The sequence below is a fragment of the Nonomuraea sp. IBHARD001 genome (genome assembly GCF_056106265.1).
On sequence record NZ_JBWBBW010000002.1, the window covers coordinates 5,972,691 to 5,991,916 of the forward strand.

16 protein-coding genes are annotated in these 19,226 nt (G+C 72.8%); all 16 read right to left on the reverse strand.

The genetic code is table 11. The annotated features are described in order from the left end of the window. Positions 1-6: 6 nt before the first annotated feature. Positions 7-2,208 carry a hypothetical protein gene (locus tag ACTWNK_RS29225; protein WP_474307758.1) on the reverse strand — a complete coding sequence of 734 codons (2,202 nt, stop codon included), beginning with the start codon at positions 2,206-2,208 and terminating at the stop codon, positions 7-9. Between the two features lie 4 nt (positions 2,209-2,212). Then, a complete protein-coding gene (locus ACTWNK_RS29230; protein WP_474307759.1) occupies positions 2,213-5,413 on the reverse strand; it encodes a putative baseplate assembly protein in 3,201 nt (1,066 codons plus the stop codon). Then, a complete protein-coding gene (locus tag ACTWNK_RS29235; RefSeq protein ID WP_474311014.1) occupies positions 5,410-8,232 on the reverse strand; it encodes a putative baseplate assembly protein in 2,823 nt (940 codons plus the stop codon). Before ACTWNK_RS29235 ends, ACTWNK_RS29230 begins: the two co-directional genes overlap by 4 nt. Beyond that, positions 8,232-8,600 (reverse strand): GPW/gp25 family protein, encoded by a 369-nt coding sequence (locus ACTWNK_RS29240; protein WP_474307760.1) that lies wholly within the window; start codon positions 8,598-8,600, stop codon positions 8,232-8,234. The genes ACTWNK_RS29235 and ACTWNK_RS29240 overlap by 1 nt, the downstream gene beginning before the upstream one ends. Beyond that, positions 8,597-8,917: a hypothetical protein gene (locus ACTWNK_RS29245; protein ID WP_474307761.1), complete on the reverse strand. Its 321-nt coding sequence runs from the start codon at positions 8,915-8,917 to the stop codon at positions 8,597-8,599. The genes ACTWNK_RS29240 and ACTWNK_RS29245 overlap by 4 nt, the downstream gene beginning before the upstream one ends. Before the next feature lie 10 nt (positions 8,918-8,927). Continuing rightward, a complete protein-coding gene (locus tag ACTWNK_RS29250) occupies positions 8,928-9,458 on the reverse strand; it encodes a phage baseplate assembly protein V (protein ID WP_474307762.1) in 531 nt (176 codons plus the stop codon). A gap of 123 nt (positions 9,459-9,581) precedes the next feature. Then, complete coding sequence (locus ACTWNK_RS29255; protein WP_474307763.1) at positions 9,582-10,706, reverse strand: hypothetical protein; 1,125 nt, start codon at positions 10,704-10,706, stop codon at positions 9,582-9,584. Beyond that, positions 10,699-11,010 (reverse strand): hypothetical protein, encoded by a 312-nt coding sequence (locus ACTWNK_RS29260; protein ID WP_474307764.1) that lies wholly within the window; start codon positions 11,008-11,010, stop codon positions 10,699-10,701. The genes ACTWNK_RS29255 and ACTWNK_RS29260 overlap by 8 nt, the downstream gene beginning before the upstream one ends. A 1-nt stretch (position 11,011) precedes the next feature. Further along, entirely contained in the window at positions 11,012-11,677 is a 666-nt protein-coding gene (locus ACTWNK_RS29265; RefSeq protein WP_474307765.1) for a hypothetical protein, read from the reverse strand. Between the two features lies 1 nt (position 11,678). Further along, positions 11,679-13,610 (reverse strand): eCIS core domain-containing protein, encoded by a 1,932-nt coding sequence (locus tag ACTWNK_RS29270; protein ID WP_474307766.1) that lies wholly within the window; start codon positions 13,608-13,610, stop codon positions 11,679-11,681. Further along, positions 13,607-13,864 (reverse strand): hypothetical protein, encoded by a 258-nt coding sequence (locus tag ACTWNK_RS29275; protein WP_474307767.1) that lies wholly within the window; start codon positions 13,862-13,864, stop codon positions 13,607-13,609. Before ACTWNK_RS29275 ends, ACTWNK_RS29270 begins: the two co-directional genes overlap by 4 nt. Beyond that, a complete protein-coding gene (locus ACTWNK_RS29280; protein WP_474307768.1) occupies positions 13,861-15,960 on the reverse strand; it encodes an ATP-binding protein in 2,100 nt (699 codons plus the stop codon). Before ACTWNK_RS29280 ends, ACTWNK_RS29275 begins: the two co-directional genes overlap by 4 nt. Then, a complete protein-coding gene (locus ACTWNK_RS29285; RefSeq protein WP_474307769.1) occupies positions 15,957-17,153 on the reverse strand; it encodes a Pvc16 family protein in 1,197 nt (398 codons plus the stop codon). The genes ACTWNK_RS29280 and ACTWNK_RS29285 overlap by 4 nt, the downstream gene beginning before the upstream one ends. Next, on the reverse strand, positions 17,150-17,947 hold the full coding sequence (locus ACTWNK_RS29290; RefSeq protein ID WP_474307770.1) for a hypothetical protein: 798 nt from the start codon (positions 17,945-17,947) through the stop codon (positions 17,150-17,152). Before ACTWNK_RS29290 ends, ACTWNK_RS29285 begins: the two co-directional genes overlap by 4 nt. Then, a complete protein-coding gene (locus tag ACTWNK_RS29295) occupies positions 17,944-18,675 on the reverse strand; it encodes a T4 family baseplate hub assembly chaperone (protein ID WP_474311016.1) in 732 nt (243 codons plus the stop codon). Before ACTWNK_RS29295 ends, ACTWNK_RS29290 begins: the two co-directional genes overlap by 4 nt. 2 nt (positions 18,676-18,677) lie before the next feature. Continuing rightward, positions 18,678-19,220, reverse strand: a complete 543-nt coding sequence (locus tag ACTWNK_RS29300) for a phage tail protein (protein WP_474307771.1) — start codon at positions 19,218-19,220, stop codon at positions 18,678-18,680. Between the last annotated feature and the right edge of the window lie 6 nt (positions 19,221-19,226).

Sequence of the window (19,226 nt, forward strand, 5' to 3'; positions counted from 1 at the left end):
CACCTCCTAGGTGACGAAGAAGAGGCCGGTGTCGAGCCCGGCCGGGGTGTACTGGTCGAGCCTCGTGCGCAGGTTGGCCGTGCGCTGAGGCTGGTAGAGGTCGTGGAAGAGGCCCATCTCGGACTCGTCGTGCGCCCCCCTGACGATCTCGGCCGGGCAGCCGTCGGCCAGCCTGGCGTAGTGGGGCGTGCCGTACCTTCGCGAGGCGAACGCCGGGCGCACCCGGGCGCGTTCGCGCTCCTCGTGCGCGGGGGCGTGTGCCGGGTCGAGCAGGCCGAGTTCGACCTGCCGTGCGACCTCGGCGAGCACCAGGTCGGGCTGGCACTGGAAACGCCTCGGCGTCCACGAGCACGGCGTCACCGAGCAGAACCGCAGACACCCGCCCGACCTGCGCGAGACGCACAGGTTCCCGGCGAACACCGTGTCCTGCCCGAGGTCGAGCACGCGCACGTGGACCTTGCCGAAGACCGTGCACCGCTCGAACACGGCGTGCGCGCGGGCGGCGCGGCCGTCGGAGCCGCTGAGCGCGTGGTGGTCGGGTCCGGTGGCGTCGAGCACGCTGTCGGTGGCGGTGAAGGCGATCGGCTCGGTGTCGAAACGGTTGTCGTGCACGCGCACGGGCCCGACGATGCTGTGCTCGATCCGCAGGTCGGCCGTGGTGTCGCCGAGGTCGAGGCTGGGCTGGCCCTCGCTGTCCGGCTCGCAGTCGGCGCCGACCGACCAGCCGGGCACCAGCGTGCAGTGCCGTAGCGTCAGCGCGCCGACCAGGCCGGTGACCCGCACGCCCCTGCCGGTGACGAGCAGGCCGTCCAGCAGCAGCCTGGGCGCGTCGGCGCCGTCGCAGTCGTCCTCGGTGAGGTGACGGCCGCGCACGCGCATGCTGTCGGGCCGGTTGCTGTACCAGTTCATCAGCCGGATCACCGGGCGGGCGCCGACGGCCGCCCTGATCTCCAGGCGGTCGCCCGGTTCCAGGTCGATCTCGATCGGCTCCTCGTACACGCCGCTGTCGGCGATCTCGATGACGGCCCGGCGCAGGCAGGGGTCGTCGTCGCGCTCGCGCTGCCAGCGGCGCACGGCCTCCATGAGCGTGGGGTCCTGGCCCTGCTGCCCGCCCACGGCGTAGAGCGGCCTGCCGTCGAGCGGTGTGACGGGCCTTTCGTACTCGCCGCCGCCGATGTGGTCGGCGAAGGCGTGGCAGTAGCTGACCCACACGCCGGACTCGGGCGCCCCGCGCGGCGCGAACGCGATGCGGCCGAGCACCGGGTCGATCGCCACCTCCTTGCCGCGCGGCCGGTACGCCCAGGAGCTGAGGTCGGCGGCCACGACCTGGTCGAGTGCGACGGGATGGCGTTCGGCGTCCCGCCAGACGAACAGCGAGCGCGCGGGGCCGTAGTAGTCGGGGGTGCGGTCGTCGAAGACGCGCCTGCCGATGAAGGCGGGCACGTTCATCTCGCCCGCGATGTGGGTGGGCTCGGGCTCGGCGACGGGCAGGGTGACCAGCGGCGTGTCGTTGCCGAGGATGCTGAAGGTGTAGTGGCCTCTGGCCCGGTCGATGCAGTGCGCCGGGGCCTCGCTCACCCGCATGGGGACCAGCCGCCAGACGTACAGTCCGGCCGACGGCACGTTGGGCCTGCCGATCGTGCGCGGCGAGACGACCCGGCCGACGGCGGCGGTGTGCGCGAGTTCGTCGAAGGGCCCGTCGAGCCGGTCGAGCGCGTCGCCGTCGCGCAGGTCGGCTGTGCGCCCTCTCGTCATGCGGCGCGCGTCGGCCGACGGGCCCGTGCCGTACAGGCGGACCGGCTGGGTGAGGCCGAGCAGCGTGTGGAACTCGACCGCGCGGGCGGGCCAGCCCGCCACGTCGGCCGCGAGCTGCTCCAGCAGGGCCAGGGTGCCCTTGCGCCGCCTGGCCGCGATCGTGCCCGCCACGTCCCGCCTGGGCGTGAGCACCCTGCCGAGCCCGCCGCCGGACCCGGGCTGCTCGTGCAGCGGCTGGTAGCCGATGAGCTCGGCCAGGTACGGCACCGCCCAGTCGTCGCACGTCTCGATGAACCAGTTGTCGTACAGCCGCCGGATGTCGTCCTCGACGACGTCCACCTGTTCGGTGATCACCCGGAGCAGGGCGCGCAACGGCTCGCCGAGTTCCGCGTCGCGCAGCCGGTGGACGGCGGGCAGCAGGTCGTTGAGCCGGTCGGCGGGATCGGTGGCCACGGGATCAGCGCTCCTTGATCATCAGCGTGTCGGGCACCGCCGGGGACAGTACGGCCAGCCGGGCGGGCAGCACCCGGCCGAGCCCCGTGTCGTAGTGGGCGAGGTCGACCTCGATGCGGTCGGGCACGGCCCGGGTCAGCGCCTGTTCCAGCTCACCCAACTGCTGCGGCGCGAGCTCGCCCGGCACCAGGGCCATGGCCGCGACGCCCGCACCCGTCACGCCGCGCACCCCCTGCACGGTGGCCAGGACCTCGCCGCGCAGCAGGTCCTGGCCGAAGTCGCGCCGCCCGAACCCGAACCTGTCCAGCAGCGCCGCCCGCACCAGCGGCTCGACCAGGTCGAACCGGTGGTCGGGATGCACCTCGACCCGCACGTCGAGCACGATCAGCGCCAGGTCGCGCACGGCCAGCACGACGGGCTGCGCCGGGTCGCCGAGCCCGGCGAGCGCGGCACGCAGCCCGGTGAACAGCGCCGAGCCCTCCTCGATCGGGATGTCGTCGCTTCCGGCGATCGTCAGATGCACCACCGAGCGCACACCGTCGCTGAGCTTGCGCGCGCTCGCCTTGCCGATGCCCGAGCGGCCCCTGGCGAAGTCGGCGTAGTCCGATACCGACACCAGCCGGTCGAGCGCCAGCACGCCGAGCGGCACGTTGCGCCTGGCCTCGGCCAGCGTGTCGCGGTCGGCGCCGCCGGAGGCCCGCACCGGGTTGACGACGCCGTTGACGCCGAGCGGCCTGGTCTGCAGCTGGGTGATCTGCCCGCGTGCGACGTTGCCGCCCTTGCCGATGCCGGTGCGGTAGGCGGCGCTGACGTTCTCCTCGCCGCTCGGCAGCCTGGCGCCGTGCACGCCGTCGCCGAAGACGACCGTGGTGCTGTCGTCGTCGCCGGTGAGGGTGAGGTAGACGTGGGCGTCCGGGCCCTGGGCGAGCAGGTCGGCGCACTCGTGCCAGCGCACGCCGTCGACGCGGATCTCCAGGCTGGAGCGGGTGCCGCTCGCGGTGTCCGCGGCCAGGTGGGTGAGGGGGGCGCGGCGCAGCGTGAAGGCCTGGCGTGCCCTGGCGCCGTTGCCGCTGCCGAGGATCTCGCCGCCGGACTCGCCGTGGTCGGCGGGCACCACATTGCCCCAGATGCGCACGGTGTCGCGCCGGTAGCTGTAGGCGAGCTCGCGGGCCAGTTCCACGGTCGTGTGCACGGTGTCGCCCGCTCTGCCCGGGTCGACGCCCTGCCGTACTGCGGCGATCATGACGATCTCGGTGCCGGTGACGCCGGTGACCTTCGGGATGTCGGTGCGCTCGCCCGACACCGCGAGCAGCCTGCCGGTGCCGAGCCCCTCGTACAGGGCGTCCAGTTCGATCTCCTCGCCCTCGACGTCGTCGGTGCGCGGCTCGGGTACCAGGTCGAGGCGTTCGGCCTGGGCGTAGACGCTCACCTCGCGCACGTCCGACAGCAGCGTGTCGCTCGACTCCAGCCAGGGTTCGTCCAGGGTGAGCCTGGTGACGGTCGCGGGGAAGCCGTAGGAGGTGAGCGCGACGACGTCGACGGCCTCGACCAGTCTGACCAGGGGCAGCCTGCCGGGCCGCTCGATGACGACCATGGTCTGCGGCACGATGGTGTCGTAGACGGCGTCGAGCGGCAGCAGCCTGCCGTTCACCGGTGGGGCGGGCTGCTCGTAGACGACGGCGAGCGTTCTCGGGCGCGCGCCGAGCGTGACGGAGATACGCCGCCTGCCGTCGTCGCGCCGCAGCGCCTGGCCGGTCTCGGGGCGCCAGGCGAAGCCGGGCTCGTCGTCGAAGTACACCGGCAGCGGCCCGTTGCCGGTCCCCGATGCCGCCTGCCTGTCGCCGATCGGCTCGGGCGGGTCGCCGATCCTGATCGTGCGGGTGACCGGCCCTTCGTAGGTGAGCTCGATCACCCCGCTCGACTGGCCGTCCACCCCTTCGTCCAGGACGCGTACCGTGCCGAGTTCGGGCAGGTCGAGCCTGGTGTCGCCGGGGACGGGCGCGGTGGCGGTCGCGGTGCGCCTGCCGTCGCTCACCTCGACCGTGACCCCGAGGGCGACATTGCCCCGGTAGGCGACGCGGGCGCTGATCGTGGCCGACGACTCCAGCGGCCACTCCTGCGTGCCGATCACGACGCCGCCCTCGCCGAGCACCGGCTTGGGCGGCGCCAGCGCACCGTAGTGCGAGGCGCGCAGCCGCTCCACCTGCACCCGGTCGGCGCGGGGCCTGGGCGCGATGGCGGCCGACGACCACGCCTGGTACAGCATGGGACCGATCGCCGGATTGGTCGCGGCCAGCAGCTGCGGCCCCAGGTCTGAGCCCGCCCCGAACAGCTCGGCCGGGTCGCGGGCGGGCGCGGCGGGCGGCGTCGAGGCGGCCCTGCCGAGCGCCCCCATGAGCTCACCGAGCCCGAGCACGGCCGAACCCGGCTCCTTGCCGCCGCCCGGCACGCTCACCCCGTCGTCGCCGCCGTCGCCGTCGCCCTGCGGCGCGGCCTGCAGGATGATCCGGGTGCGGTCCTCGAACGCCTCGGGTACGGCCGATGCCACCACCCTGACGTCCGGCCCCTTCGGCCCGGTCCTGAGCAGCAGCCTGTCGTTGGGCCTGACGCCGGTCGCGATCCCGGCGGCGTACAGCACGCCGACGTCGCCGTCGAGTCTGGTCGGCCTGGTCAGGCGGGGTCGCAGCGTGTTCCAGGACGAGCGGCCCTCCAGTTCGGCCGAGGTCTCGAACGTCTGCGGCAGCTCCCCCGGCCCCGGCACGCTCTGGGCGCGCGATCCGGCGGGGACGGCGGCGATCGTCTCGGTGCCGGGCACCACGTCGATCAGGTACGCCAGATGGGTGCTCGCCGCCACGCCCGGCCTGAGCCGGTGGCCGACCAGCCTGGCCAGTTCCAGGACCGATCGGCGCTCGGTGGCGGTGCGCAGGTAGCCCTCGTTGGCGATGCGCTCCTGGTAGAAGGTGAGCACGTCGGCCACCGTGGCCCAGGCGTCGAGCAGGGCGATCGAGGCGTCGTCACCGGCGCGCACCCGCAGCCCGGCGAGCGGTTCGCGCCCGTCGAGCCGGAAGGCGGACAGGCGTGCGAGCATCGCCCTGAGGAAGCCGTCGTGGGTGGCGACCCGGTAGCGCAGCGCGTCGCGTCCTGCCGGGTTGGCGATCGGCGAGCCTTGCTCGCAGGCCTGGCAGCACCCGCTGTCGTGGGTCATCGCCCGCCTCCCATCCGCAGTTGGAGCCTGCCGTTCTCCGGTTCGGCCGGGTCGTCGTCCAGGCGGGGGATCTCCATCGGGCCGGTCAGCAGGTAGCCTCTGGCCAGCTCGCCCCTGTCGCCTTCGCCGAGCCGTTCGAGCAGCAGGACCTGGGCGCTCTCGACGCCTGGCACCGCGTGGGCGAGCGCGACCAGGACGCTGACCTCGATCCGCGAGCCGAACGTGAGCGCGTCGGGATGGAACAGGCCGCGCCCGCCGCCGGGCAGCGTCCCGGTGCCGAGCACCGCCCTGAGCTCCGCCTCGACCTCGCCGCGCACGTGGTGCGGCGACACGCACACGCCCATGCGCACCAGCAGGGGCACCTGGCGGGCCCGCTCGACGACCAGGTCGTGGCCGATCCTGCGGTAGCGGTGAATGCCTTCGCGTACCCGCTCCAGCAGGTCGTCCGGGCTGTCGAAGGTGCCCGCCGGGTCGACGGCGAGCTCGGCCTCGTACCAGGAGCCGTTCCAGCGCAGCCGGGCCGCCGCGCGCTGCAGGCCGGGCAGCGCCTGGGCGAGTCGCGCGTAGTCGTCCGCCGTGACGGCCCTGTCCAGGCCACGCCGGTAGGCGCCGGGTGCGGCCAGCTTGACCTCGGCCGACGGCTGCGGCTCGACGCCTCCCTGTGCGGGCAGCGGGTTGTGCACGGCGGTGACGATGCCGGGATCGCCGCGGTGGAAGACGACACGGCTGATCGCCCCGGCCCCGACATTGCCCGCCGTGCCGTTGCCGACGCGGTAGCGGGCCCGGAAGGCGGTGCCGAGATCGGGCGCCCGGCCGAGCACGCCGTCGCCGAACCGCAGGTGGACCACGCCCTCGTCGTCGCCCTCCGCGACGAAGTGCCGGTCGGAGCGGCCACTGGCCAGCAGGTCGTGGCGTACGTGCCACAGGGCGCCTTCGGGTTCGGCCAGCAGGGTGACGGCGGCGAGCGCGTCGCGCGGGTCCTGGCGCAGGGCCGTGCTCGCCGGTCCGGCGAAGGCCGGGTTGCCCGCCTGCAGTCCTTCGGCGTACGCGGGGCCCCAGGCCTGGGCGATCTCCTCCAGCTCGTCCGGGCCGAGCACCAGTCCGGCCCGCGCCCTGGCGGCCAGGTCGGCGAGCCAGCGGGTCTTCCTGTCCAGCAGCCTGGGCGTGTCGATGAGCAGGCGCAGCGCCGCCGCCTGGGCCGAGGCCGAAGGCGTCTGGCGTGAGCGTGGTCTCGGCATCGGGAAACGCACGCGTTCGAGCGCCCTTTCGCCGTACACGAGACCGATCTCCTCGACCTGGGCGGCACGCAACGCCTTGCCGTGCCTGGCCTGGCGCCACAGCTTGAGCATGCGGTCACGGACCAGGCCGGGGATCGGGCCGAGCCTGGCCGCCTGCGCGGCGCCGACCTGCCCCGGCCCCGGGTAGGCGGCACACCTGGTGACCGGTGTGCCGGCGAGACGGCGATCGGTGTGCCTTTCCCTGCCGACGCGCTCCAGCGGGTCGCCGGGCCCGGCGCATCCCGGCCACTCCCACACCACCTCGGGCGCGGGGATCTCCTCGGCCGCGAGCGTGCGGCCGTGATCGGCGAGCACCACGTTGCCGCGCGCGACCGACGGCTCGATCTCCGCGCAGCCGGGCGGCCCCGCCACCGTCGCCAGGCACAACGCGAACGTCAGCGCGTCCTGCGCCGCCCACGACACGCGCAGCACCGGCTGCTCGTACAGGTCGTCGATCTCCTGGCGCACCTCGGTCAGCCGTACGGCCTGGCGGTGCGCCGGGTCGGCGTCGGCGCGATCGCCGGTGCGCACGCCGAGTACCTCCTCCAGGATCAGCACGTCACCCGGCCGAAGGTCGAGCACCCTGGAGCGCCTCCCGTCCTCCTCCTTGCCCCGCGCCCACCCGTCCCGCAGAGTCGCCCCCGTAGCACCGATGCCGAGACGACACTCACGCCCGCCCCACGTCCAGAACCTGATCAGGTTGTGCGCCTCCCGCACCCGCACGTCGTGCGAGCCGATCGGCTCGAACACCGCGTGCCCTTCGTCCTCGCCGGTGGTGAAGTGGAAGGAGCCGGGTTCGAGCGAGGCGGTGTGCGTGACCTCCAGCCGCACCCACGCCCTGGCGTTGCACCCGTCGTGCATCGGGTAGCCGACCAGCCGCACGTGCCTGCGGACCGAGATGCGCTCACGAGCGGTGTCCAGGTAGGCCTCGGTCGCGACCGCGTCCTGGTGGTAGCTGAGGTGGTCGCCGACGTAGGCCAGCAGTTCGACCAGCGTGACGCCCAGGTCGGGGGCGTGGCGCTCGGTCCAGTCCGGCATGATCAGCGACAGCCGGTCGAGGATGAGCCGCCTGAAGCCGGCATAGTCCTTGGCCAGGTAGGAGATCTCCGGCTCGGGCCCGGCCTGCGGCTCGCAGGGCACGACGGGCGCGCAGTCGAGCTCGCCCGGACAGCCCGCCGCGAACGAGAACTCCCGCCGCGCGTAGACCGGGTCGAGGTCGTCGAGCACGTCGTCGCCGGTGTCGGCCAGGGCCAGCGTGTAGGCCGACAGGTCGCCCCGGCGGTTCAGCGTGACCTCCACCTCGTGGTCGAGGTCGGGGTCGTCGAGCGCGCACGGCCGGACGCCGACGACCTTCAGGCCGGTGATGCGGCGACCGCCCTCGATCCGCACGTGCGCCGCGGTGATCGCGGGGGCCCTGCCGATGAAGCTCACCCGGAGCACCGTGCCGTCGCCGCCGACCTCGACCGCGTCGATGCCGTTGCGTCCCTCGTGCCTGACCCGCCTGCGTCGGGGCGTGTCGTCGAGGCAGCCGTACCCGTTCATCACGCACCCGGCCCTTCGAGCACGTCGCTGCGGCGCTCGCCGGTGCGCCTGACCGTGTACACCAGGCCGACGCGCAGGGTGGAGTCCTCACTGCGCACCTCCAGGGCCTCGACGTCGATGAGGTCGCCGAGCCAGCGCTGCAACGCCGCCTGCACGGTGAACTGCAGCGCCGCCGCCAGCTCCGGGCTGTTGGGCGCGAACACCAGGTCACGCAGCCCGCCGCCGAAGTCGGGCCGGTTGACCCGCTCGCCCGGATGGGTGAACAGCAGCTGCTCGATCATGTCGCGGATGTGGTCGTCGCGGCCCGTCCTGGCCGTACGGCCCCGCTCGTCGAAGCGCAGCGGGTAGTCGATGTCCACCGCGCTCACACCCCCTGCGCCTGGATCTGGGTGAACTGCACCTGCATCGGCGTCCCCGTCGGCGCGCAGAGCGAGGCGCCGCCGGCCAGGATGACCGGGAAGCCGTTCACCTTGATCGTCAGCGACGCCGTGAGGAACATCGCACTGACGCACGGCCCGTTGGCCGCGGGCGGCGGCGGCAGCGCACACCCCGCGATCTGGTACGGCCCGCGCTGCGTGACGACCGGTTTGCCGCCGACCAGCACCTTGGGATCGACGGCCGTCGGGGTGGCGCGGCCCTGGTGCGCGCACACCACGACCGCACCCTGATGCACGATTGCCGGCATGGCGACCTCCTCAACCCGTGACCGTGAGCGACGTGCCGTTGATGCTCACGGTCTTGCCGATTAGCTGGATGGACGCCAGGCCGACGCCGAGCGACAGCGTGATGCCGGTCGGGCTGATCTCGATCCTCGGTCCGAGCGGGCCCGCCGCGGTCTCGATGGCGATGCCCTCGCCCGGCGTCGAGCTGATCACGATCTGGTTCAGGGCCTGGCTCTGGATGACGATCGGCGGGTTCGTCGGCAGCGCCCTGGTGGCCGCCTGCGGCACGTCGGCGATCGAGCCGCGCCAGCCGCCTGTCCAGATGGCGTAGTTCGGGTCGCCCTGCTGGAACTCCACCCACACGCCGGAGTTCACCGGGGGGACGAACGACAGGCCCATGCCGGTGCCGGTGAGCGGGGTGGCGGGCTCGGCCCAGATACAGGAGTCGTTGCCGAGCACATCGGGAACACGCACCATCAGCCGGCCGAGCTGCTTGGGATCGATGTTGATCGCCACGGTGCCTCGGTATCTGCCGTAGTACTTCTTCCTGCCTGCGGCGCTCATATGGGGTCCTCGCTCAGCTGTCAGGTGGTCACGGGTTCATTTGGCGGGAGTGCCTGCGGCGCTCATATGGGGTCCTCGCTCAGGTGGGTCGTCTTTGGGATGCGCTGAGTGCTCGACGTGGTGTCATGTGTTCACCACCAGGGTCTGGGAGATGAGGCCGTCGCGGCCGAGGGTGAAGTTCTGCTTGTACTCGCCGCGTTTGAGGTCGTGGGTGACGCTCTTGACGTAGTAGAGGCCGTCGTAGGCCAGACCGGCCCCCCGTACGGACACCAGCCGCCTGGCGTGCAGGATGTGGCCGTAGCGCAGGACGTCGAGGCGGCCCTGGCCCGAGATGGCGTCGGAGGCCTGGGCGGTCATCGCCAGGCCGGTCAGGGCGGCGCCGATCGTGGTGAGTTTGGCGGTGTCGGGCACGGGAGCGCTGCGCAGGGCGACGGCGGGGCGCAGGGCGAGCGGCGGGCGCAGCAGGCCGACGTCGGGGATCGGGATCGGGATGGAGATCTTGGTGATCGGCTCGGTGACGTTCACCGTCATCTGCGTCCTGGCCCGACCGTCGAAGCTGAACCCGAGCGACTCCACATTGCTGGCCGCGTCCATGTTGACGCTGAGCGCCGGCTGCGGCACGCCGATGCGGATCTCCGGCCCCCAGTAGGCGATGTTGGCGCCGGGCAGCGGCCCTGGGTCGACATAGAAGACATAACCGGCGTCGCTCGCCAGGGCCCTGATGTGGTCGAGGTCGGTGCCCGTCTGGATCTCGATGCGCTCGGTCGGCGGCTTGATCTCCATCAGCACCGGCGGGATCGCCAGGGGCAGCAGGCCGTACACGGCGTACTTGAGGCAGATCAGGCGGACCTGCATGTCGCCGGACAGGGCGGGATAGCAGGCGTACTCCTCCTCCAGGTCCATCAGCGCGGTGAGGTCCTCGCCCGTCACGGTCAGGGTGGCGGCGCCCGGCTCGTCGCTCGCCGACAGTTCGTGGCGTACGACGATGCCGTCCATCAGCACGGTGGGGGTGCCGTTGAGCAGCACCATGAGGATCACCCGGCGTTTGGGGTCGAAGAAGCCGGTGGGCAGCAGCACCCGGTTGATCACCGAGTTCTTGCTGACCGCGAACACCAGCTGGAAGCCGCTCGCCTGCCCGGCCGTGGTGGTGACCTGGGCGCTGACGAGCGCGTCGCTGAGCTCCTGCGGGACCGGAACGGCGATCGTCGGCCCCATCATCAGCGTGAGCGTGACCCGCCCCTCAGCCATCGGCCACCCCCGGGAAGCCCTCGGGCAGCGTGATCCGCAGCCGCCTGCCCACCCGCTCGGTCAGCTCGTCCGGCCGCATGGCCCCGTTGGCGTCGGCGATCCGCCAGAACAGCTCGGGATCGCCGAGATGAGCGGCCGTGACGTTGTCCAGCCTGTCCCCGTCGACCACCACGTGCTCGCGCAGCAGCGCGAACACCCCGGGATCGGGCACGAAACGCCGCCGCAGGTACGGCACGAGCCGTCCGGGCGACACCTCGGTCTCGGCGATCTCCACATGGGCGTATCTGCTGGTCGGCGGGAACATCTCAGCCTCCGGGAATGGTCGTGATGCCGAGCCCGCTCAGCGCGCCCGAGGCGTTCATGGCGGCCAGCCGTTCCTTGTTCTGCTGGTGGAGCAGGTAGAGACTGCCGCCCCTGTGGCCGAAGCCCAGGTCGTTGACGGTCAGCACCCGCATGCCCAGCCCGACCTTGGCCCTGATCGGATTGAGCGAGGTGTCGAAGGCCTCCTCGGTGACGCTGAACTCGGTGAAGCGCACCGGCACGATGCGATGCCTGCTCCAGACGAACAACGTCAGCGGCCCCTCGGCGGGCACGATCTCGATGGTGCCGAGCCTGGCGTCGGCGTCGTTGGCGAGCAGCTGCCCGCTGGTGGGGTAGACGACGGTCTCCAGTGCGGCCAGCACGGGATGCAGCCCGAACGCCGCCTCCGTGGGGTGGCGCCTGGGGAACTCCAGCTGGTCGGTCACGTCGAGCTCGATATCGACCTTGATCGTCTCGTGCGGCGGCCCCTTGAGCCGCAGCGCCTCCAGCCGGTCGCCCGGCTCGGCGCCGATGCCCTGGGCCTGCAACGTCCTGGTGATGGTGTCCGGGTTGTACTGCAGCGAGATGACCCGGGTGACGGCGGACGTCTTCGGGTCGAGCAGGACGATGCCGCCTCTGGTCAGGCGCGGCGCACCGGGGAAGGTCGTCATGTCAGTGCGCCTCCTGCAACACCGGCACGGACTGCGCGATGATCCGGATCAGCTCGTTGATCATCGGCATCAGCCTGGGCCCGAGTGCGAGCACCGCCCCTCCGGCGGCGACGGCGAACTCACCCGCCGCGGCCAGCGCCGCGAGGATCTCGGGCAGGAACACGATGATCGCCACCACCGCCACGATGACGAGCACCGCGACGGCGATCGTCGTCACCACCTCCCTGACCAGGGCCATCACCGCCGCCGCCACGACCGCGACCACCGCCTCGCCCACCAGCCTGCCCATGTCCTCCGACAGCCGTTTGAGCAGTTTGGCCACCGAGACCGACCCTCCGACCAAGGCCGCGGCGCACGCTGCCGCGTAGTACTCCTGCAGAGAGGTCCGCAGCCGCTCCTTGATGTGCCGCCTGACCTCGGTCAGCAGCTTGGCCTTGACCTGCAGCAGGTAACCGCGCACCAGCTGCTCCACCTGCGGCCCGAGGTCGCGTTGCAGCCAGCGGGCGGCCTGGGCGACGAGCTGGTCGTCGGGCAGCAGGTCGACCAGCGCACCGCTGCCCGGCCCGGCCTGCCTGTTGAGCATCTCGCGCAGCACGCCCCTGCCGTACCTGGCCAGCATGGTGAGCCCCTCCTCCAGGCTCAGCGTCTGGATCCTGCGGGTCAGCAGGGCGTCGAGGTAGGTGTCGAAGTAACGGTCGACCACGCCCTGGGCCCGGTCGAAGGCGGAGTTGAGGAACTTGTCGACGGCCTTCTGGTCGGACACGCCGCAGATGACGGTCTCGGCCTCCTCGTCGGTCAGCGGCCGGTAGCCGACCACGCCGGGCAGGCACCACCCGGCCGCGATCCGCCTGCCGTTGGAGGTGGTGAGCATGCCGGGCCAGGTGACCCTGGTGTTGGGCATGGCGATGAACGAGGTGATGCGCCGCCTGCCGCGCCAGCCCCGGTTCTCGTCCGACATGCCCTTCTCGATGTAGTTGGCGAGCTGGGCCTGGCCTTCGACGAGCCCGCCGAAGGGGCCGTAGTGCAGGATCGCCGGTTTCACCTCGGCCAGTTCGACCACGCCGCCCTGCCGGTAGCCCAGGTCGGGCGTGCCCGGCCCGGCCTGACCGCCGATCGTCTGCGACGGCGCCTGCTCGCTGTCGCCGTCCGCACCGCGCGCCCGCTCGTCCCTGTCCTCGCTGCGGTAGGGGGCGAAGGAGGCGTCGGGGATGCGCTGCTTCCAGAAGGCCGAGCCCACCTGGCCCCTGAAGTACGCCTCGATCGCGTTGTGCGCCGGATTGCCGATGCCGCCCGCGACGCGGGAGTCGCTGGGGTCGATGAGGTCGGGGCAGCCGATCTGCCGCCTGATCTCGTGCCCGTCGCCGCCCTGGACGACCTCGGCGTGCTCGCCCCTGGTGACCAGGTCGGCCGTGCGGTCGGCCTCGTGCTCGGCCGCGCTGCCCGCCTCCCCGACCGTGAGCTTGGCCTGTGGTCCGGCGTTCGGGCTGCCGCCCTGCTGGACGACGTGGGTGAGCTCGTGTGCCAGCAGCCTGCTGCCCGGCGAGGCCGCGCCCTGCTCCCCGGGGCCGAGCACGATGTGCGAGCCGACGGTGTAGGCGCGTGCGCCGACCTCGGCCGCCGATCTGGCCGCCCTGGCGTCGGAGTGCACCCTGACCGCACTGAAGTCGTGGCCGAACCTGGGCTCGAAGAACGAGCGCACGCCCGGGGCCAGGGGCGATCCGGTCGAGCCGAGCACCTCGTGCACGGAGTCGGGCACGCCGCCTCCGGGGCCGGGGCCGACGGCGCTGCGCCTGATCACGCCGTCGTCGTCCTTGTCGCCGCACCCGCCGCAGCCGCCGGGTCCGCAGCGTTGCAGCAGGCCGTGTCCCTGCGCGCCGCGCAACGCCGTCGGCGCGGCGACGGGCTCGGCCCGCCGGGGTGCGGTCTCGGTCATCGGCTCAACCCCTGGTGTACGGCTCCGGCGATCCGCCGTCCGAGCGCGCCCGCCGCCGCCAGGTGCGGTGTGGTCAAGGGAGGTGTGGTCAGCCTGGGCAGTGCGCCGCCGCCCGCCAGGTCCGGGCCGAGGCCGCGTGCGGTGAGCAGCCGGGTGAGTTCGGCCGCCAGTGCCTGCCGTACCTGGGGGGCGTGGCCCGGGGGCAGGTCGAGGCCGTCGAGGACCAGCCTGTCGATATGGACGTGGATGTTCACGGGCCCACCGCCTCTGAGGATGGCCAGACGAAGTCGCGATCGCGTACGGGGATCTCCAGCTTGCGGAACTCGGTGCGCGCCGCGTCCAGCAGCAGCGTCATCGTCACCTCGCCACCCGCGTGCGCCGCGGCGAAGGCGGCGTTGAGACAGATGTTGTGGATCATGCCGCCGGTGACGGGAAGCGCCGCGAGCCGGTCGAGGTCCAGTGCCGCCGTCGGGGTCGCGCCGGGGAGGGCCCGTTCCCAGATGGCCCTGCGTTCGGCCGCTCCCGGCGCCTGGAAGGAGACGACGAACCGCAGCCTGCGCAGGAAGGCCTGGTCGAGCGAGCCGCGCATGTTCGTGGCCAGCACGGCCAGGCCGCGATAGCTCTCCAGGCGTTGCAGCAGGTAGCTGGTCTCGATGTTGGCGTACCTGTCGTGGCTGTCCTTGACCTCGCTGCGTTTGCCGAACAGCGCGTCGGCCTCGTCGAAGAACAGCAGCGCCGATCCCTCCTCGGCCGCGTCGAACAGGCGGCGCAGGTTCTTCTCCGTCTCGCCGATGTACTTGCTGACCACGGCCGACAGGTCGATCCGGTAGAGGTTCAGCCGCAGCTCCCGTGCGATCACCTCGGCGGCCATCGTCTTGCCGGTGCCGCTCGGCCCGGCGAACAGGGCGCTGATGCCCATGCCCCTGTTCATGCGCTCGCCGAATCCCCAGCTCTCGTAGACGGTGCTGCGCCCGCCGACCTGGGCGGCGATCTGGCGCAGCAGGCCCGACTCCTCGGACGGCAGGACCAGGTCGGCCCAGGTGGCCTTGGGTTCCAGGCGCTGGGCGAGCGCGTCCATGCGCGGTCTGGTCCCGGCCAGGCAGGCCTGCCACAGGCGTGCGTCGCGGTCGGGCGTGTGCGGGGTACGCAGGGCGATCTCGTCTATCGCCTCCAGGTTGAGGTCGAACTGCCCGGCGAGCGCGTCGGCCGCGGCGTCGGCCGACGGATGTCCGCGCAGCGAGGCCGCCCAGGTCGCACGCTGTTCGGCGCGGGTGGGGCGGTGCACGTCGAGGGTGCGGGCCGAGACGTCACCGGTGCGCCAGGGCTCGTCCACGGCGAGGAACAGCAGGCCTTCGGCCCTGGCCAGCAGGCGGGCGAGCGAGGCGGCCCGGCCTTCGCCCTCCAGGTCGTGCGCGTCGAGGTAGAGCGCCGCGCCGAGCAGGAGCCGCTCGCGCGACCACAGTCTGGCCAGGCTCTCCAGCTCGGCGGGCAGCACCGGCAGTGCGTCCTGCGGCAGCCGGTACAGGCGCAGGCCGAGCCTGGCCGCCGCCTCGGCCGCGACGAGTTGCTTGCTGCGGGCGTCGGAGCCGAGCAGTTGCACCAGCGAGCGCTCGCGGGCCCGGGCCCAGCCCGTCCACCAGCCGGTGATCTCCTCGACGCGTTCGAGCTGGGAGGCGGGAAGCGGCGTGCCGGGCGCGGGCAGCGCGGTCAGCAGCGGCTCCAGCCTGTCGTCGAGCTCGTTGAGCCCCTTGACGTAGTTCACGATCCGCTCGTCGGCCCGCAGCGCGCTGGTCACCAGCGGCCTGCCCGCCGGTTGGCTGATCTCCACGAGCCGGGCGCGGCGCAGGCCCCGGTGCGGCGAGAGCACGTCCCACGCCGGGTCGGGCAGCGCGCTGAGCGCCAGGGCGAACGTCGGGTAGGCCATGCCCGCATCGCCGTTGGCCCGCGCGCATCTGGCCGCCATGCTCGGGTCGAGCTCCATCGCGACGCACATCAGCAGCGTGTGCCGCTCGAACGCCGACAGCCCGAGCAGCTCGCCCAGCCTCAGCAGCGCGGGCGGCTCCTCCTGGCCGACGGCCGCCTCCATGGCCGCTGCCGCCGCCCGCTCCTCGGCGTCGCGCGCCGCGGGCGGCAGTGCGATCGGCGTCGCGGCCGTGAGCGCGGGCCGCTCCACCTGCTCGGCCGTACGGCGCAGCCATCGGGATCCGGCCCTGGCCTGGGGCTCCTGCTCGGCGCTCTCGGCCGGGCGGGGTGCGCTCTGCGGTTCGGGCAGCAGGGTCTCGGCATGTGCTTCCAGGCGCAGGCGCAGCCACTTCAGCGCCGCTCCGAGGAACACGTCGTCGGCGCTCATCGCACACTCACCCGCTGGGTCCGGTCGAAGACCGGCGGTGTGACCCGCCTGTTCTCCAGCAGGCTGTCGACGCCGTCCACCCGCAGCCTGACCAGGAAGCTCTGCCCCGCCCGCACCCCCGTGACCACGAAACGCAGGTGGTCGGCGGGCGCGGACACGGCGGGCAACGGTACCGGCCTGTCGCCGAGCAGCAACGCCACCTGCTGCCCCACCAGTACGGCGGGCTCGCACACCAGGTCGAGCGTCACCGTGCCCTGCGCGCTCGCCGGGAGATCGGCGGGCAGGCCCGACAGCACACGCGGCGCGACGGCCAGCGCCTGGCCGTTGCTGGCCCGGCCGGGCTCGGCGAAGAGCACGCTCACCGTGCACACGCCCGCCGCCACGCCGTCGGGCACGACGACCTTGACCTCGGTGTCGGTGACGGCGCTCGGCGTCGCGGCGGGCGGCGTCAGCAGCGGGTGCGCGAAGCTCACCCCCGTGGCCCCCAGCAGGTGATGCCCGACGAGCGTCACCTCGTCGCCGGGCGAGGCGGCCGCCTGCCCGCCTTCGGGCACGACGGCGAGCACGGTCGGGAACGGCGCCAGCACGCCCGACTGGGCGACCACGCCGGTGTCGTCCTCTCCCCTGGTCAGCACCGGCAGCGGAGTCACCGCCGGCCGGGTGCTGGAGACGAGCACGACCGAGACCTCGTAGCAGGCCGAGAGCCTGGCGTTGGTCTGGAAGGCGGTCCACAGTTTGGTCATCTCGTCGACGTTGAGCGGCTGCGGCGTGATGCGGACCCGTTCGACCTGCTCGTGCAGATCGGCGCCGGTCAGGATCCCGGCGAACTCGTCGGGCCCGAGCACCGGGTGGTCGTGCAGGACGCCCATCGCATGGCCGAACACCGTGTGCGCCTTGACGTCGTCGTCGCCTTCGCCGTACGCGGTGATCAGGTAGTGCAGGACCAAGGGCAGAGGCGGGTAGCCGCTCTCGCCCGGTTTGACGCCTGGCATGTCCTGGTTGCGCCAGGCCGGGTCGAGGGTGGTGTGGTAGAGGAAGACGTTGAGCTGGTTCTTCGTGCCGAAGGGCGCCTCGCGGGCGCGGTCGGGCGGGCGTGTGGTGATGTCGGCGCCGCCCTGCACGTCGCGTACGGCGGCCGTCAGCAGGTGTTGCAGGGCCATCGTCACGGTGGCCACCGAGAGCGGGCCGCTCATCGTCCCGCCTCCCTGGCCTTCAGGTAGTCGGCCAGGCTCATCGTCGGCCGCCGCTCGGCCGCACGCCTGGCCGCCGGCGCCGGCGCGGGGGCCGCCCGTACCTCGATCCGGCCGATCGTCACGTGCACGGTCGGGGCGGGCTCGGCGGGCGGTTGGGCGGCGCTGCCGCGGCGGGCGTCAGGGGGTGCGGGGCGGGCGGGGATCGGGGGTGGGGGCAGGAGGGGCTGGATCGCCTGGGCCGGGGGCGGGGGGTGCGGGGAGGCGTCCGGCTCGGTGGCAAACACGTGTTCCCGGGGTGCGGGCGGCGGTGGTTGCGGGGAGGGGGCGGGGTCGGGCTGGGTGAAGAGCAGGCGTTCGACGATTTCCCGGGCCGGGATCACCGGTGGCGCGGGCATTGCCGCCTCGGGCGCTGTCGTGTCGGGCGCTGTCGTCTCGGGCCTCGCCTGTTCGACGATCACCTCCCGGGCTGCCGGTGCGGCCTCGTACGCCGCGAGCTCGGGCACGGGATGCCTGGGTGCTCTCGCGTCGTGGGTTTCCGGTGCGGGAGCCGTCGGCGAAGGCCGTTGCGCCGCCGGTGTCACCGGGATCGGCGCGGGCGTCCTGGGCGCGACCGGCTCCCTGACGGCCGTCGGCTCCGCCCTGGCGACCGGTGGCGTGTACGGCTCCGGCTGAGGCGCGTCGGCCTCCGGCGGCGGTCCCTCTCCCGACGGTTCGAACAGCGATGCCACGCGGGGCCGTACCGGTGGGGCGAGGCTTGCCGCCTGGCCGGCCAGGGCCGTGAGGTAGGAGGTCATCGGCCCACCGCCTCCAGGTAGAAGCGCCGTCTGGCCGGGCCGAGCGCGAGGATGTCGGCCTCGCGCCAGCCGTACGCGGAGGCCAGCAGATGGATGTCGTACAGCTGGCGGGCGGCCCACGCCTCCAGCTCGGTCCACAGGAAGGCCCCGATGTCGAACGGCGCCTCCCACTCCAGCGCGCACCCCGGACAGGTCAGCGCGAGCCGTACGTCGGCCTGGGGGTCGGCCTCGGCCAGGGCGGCGTCGATCCCGGCCAGTACGGGGGCGGGCAGGGCGGCGGGAGCGACGGGGGTGCCGTCGAGGGTGGCCCCGACGACGACGCGTTCCAGGAGGGCCTGCCTGGTGGCCGCCAGGTCGCCGGGCCTGGCGCTCGCGGCGAGGTCGTCGAGCGTGGGCACGCGCAGGACGATCTCGTGGCCGGTCGAGGTCAGGGTGAGGGGGGCGGCCCCGGCGTCGGACTGCTTGACGCGGACACGGTCGAGGTCGAAGTCGAGTTCGAGCTGCTCCTCGCACGACGGGCAGGCCGCGGCGGCGACGACCCGGCCGCCGAACACCTGCTCGCGTATGCCGAGCAGCAGCCCGTCGCGTTCGCCGGCGCTCAGCGCGCCGAAGCCGTCGTGCCCGCCCTCCCCCGCCAGGAGGAGCAGCGCACGTGCCCGCGCGGCGGGCGCCAGTCCGGTGCCCGCCTCCCATGCCCCGAGCAGCTCGCTCGCCGATGGCCGCCGCATCGTCACGCCGGATCGTTGAACGTCGGTTCCTTGGGCTCCACGACGGTGACGTCGCGCTGCCAGCCCTCGTTCTCCAGCTTGATGTGCTGGATGGCGATCGCATTGGCGTTGGCGTCCAGGTCGGACAGCGACTGGTACTCCGACACCCAGCAGCGGAAGACCTGGTAGGAGATCACCTTCTGCCCCGCCTCGTTGAACACGTCGATCACGATGTCCTTGCGGAAGTCGGCCAGCGACACCTCCTGGACCCGCTGGTCGGGCGCGGCCTGGGCGTTGGCGTAGTCCCAGACCTTGTTGGCCCAGCGCTCGAACTCCAGGTCGTGCGTCACGCCGCGTTCCAGCGTGATCGCTTCGTACTCGGTGCGGCCCGGCGATTTGCGGCTGCTGCTCTCGTCGCCACCGTCGCGGTGCTTGACCACTTCGGTCGTGCGTTTGAGCGCGCCCACCTTGCTGAGGCCTGCGACATAGCGTCCGTCCCACTTCACCCGGAACTTGAAGTTCTTGTACGGGTCGAGGCGGGTCGCGTTGACGGCGAACTGGGCCACGGTGTT

What these genes read in the sequence shown, in the direction of transcription:
- ACTWNK_RS29230 (WP_474307759.1), bottom strand. Translation starts at nt 5,413, where the DNA reads ATGACCCACGACAGCGGGTGCTGCCAGGCCTGCGAGCAAGGCTCGCCG.
- ACTWNK_RS29235 (WP_474311014.1), bottom strand. Translation starts at nt 8,232, where the DNA reads ATGAACGGGTACGGCTGCCTCGACGACACGCCCCGACGCAGGCGGGTC.
- ACTWNK_RS29245 (WP_474307761.1), bottom strand. Translation starts at nt 8,917, where the DNA reads ATGCCGGCAATCGTGCATCAGGGTGCGGTCGTGGTGTGCGCGCACCAG.
- ACTWNK_RS29250 (WP_474307762.1), bottom strand. Translation starts at nt 9,458, where the DNA reads ATGAGCGCCGCAGGCAGGAAGAAGTACTACGGCAGATACCGAGGCACC.
- ACTWNK_RS29255 (WP_474307763.1), bottom strand. Translation starts at nt 10,706, where the DNA reads ATGGCTGAGGGGCGGGTCACGCTCACGCTGATGATGGGGCCGACGATC.
- ACTWNK_RS29260 (WP_474307764.1), bottom strand. Translation starts at nt 11,010, where the DNA reads ATGTTCCCGCCGACCAGCAGATACGCCCATGTGGAGATCGCCGAGACC.
- ACTWNK_RS29265 (WP_474307765.1), bottom strand. Translation starts at nt 11,677, where the DNA reads ATGACGACCTTCCCCGGTGCGCCGCGCCTGACCAGAGGCGGCATCGTC.
- ACTWNK_RS29270 (WP_474307766.1), bottom strand. Translation starts at nt 13,610, where the DNA reads ATGACCGAGACCGCACCCCGGCGGGCCGAGCCCGTCGCCGCGCCGACG.
- ACTWNK_RS29280 (WP_474307768.1), bottom strand. Translation starts at nt 15,960, where the DNA reads ATGAGCGCCGACGACGTGTTCCTCGGAGCGGCGCTGAAGTGGCTGCGC.
- ACTWNK_RS29285 (WP_474307769.1), bottom strand. Translation starts at nt 17,153, where the DNA reads ATGAGCGGCCCGCTCTCGGTGGCCACCGTGACGATGGCCCTGCAACAC.
- ACTWNK_RS29290 (WP_474307770.1), bottom strand. Translation starts at nt 17,947, where the DNA reads ATGACCTCCTACCTCACGGCCCTGGCCGGCCAGGCGGCAAGCCTCGCC.
- ACTWNK_RS29295 (WP_474311016.1), bottom strand. Translation starts at nt 18,675, where the DNA reads ATGCGGCGGCCATCGGCGAGCGAGCTGCTCGGGGCATGGGAGGCGGGC.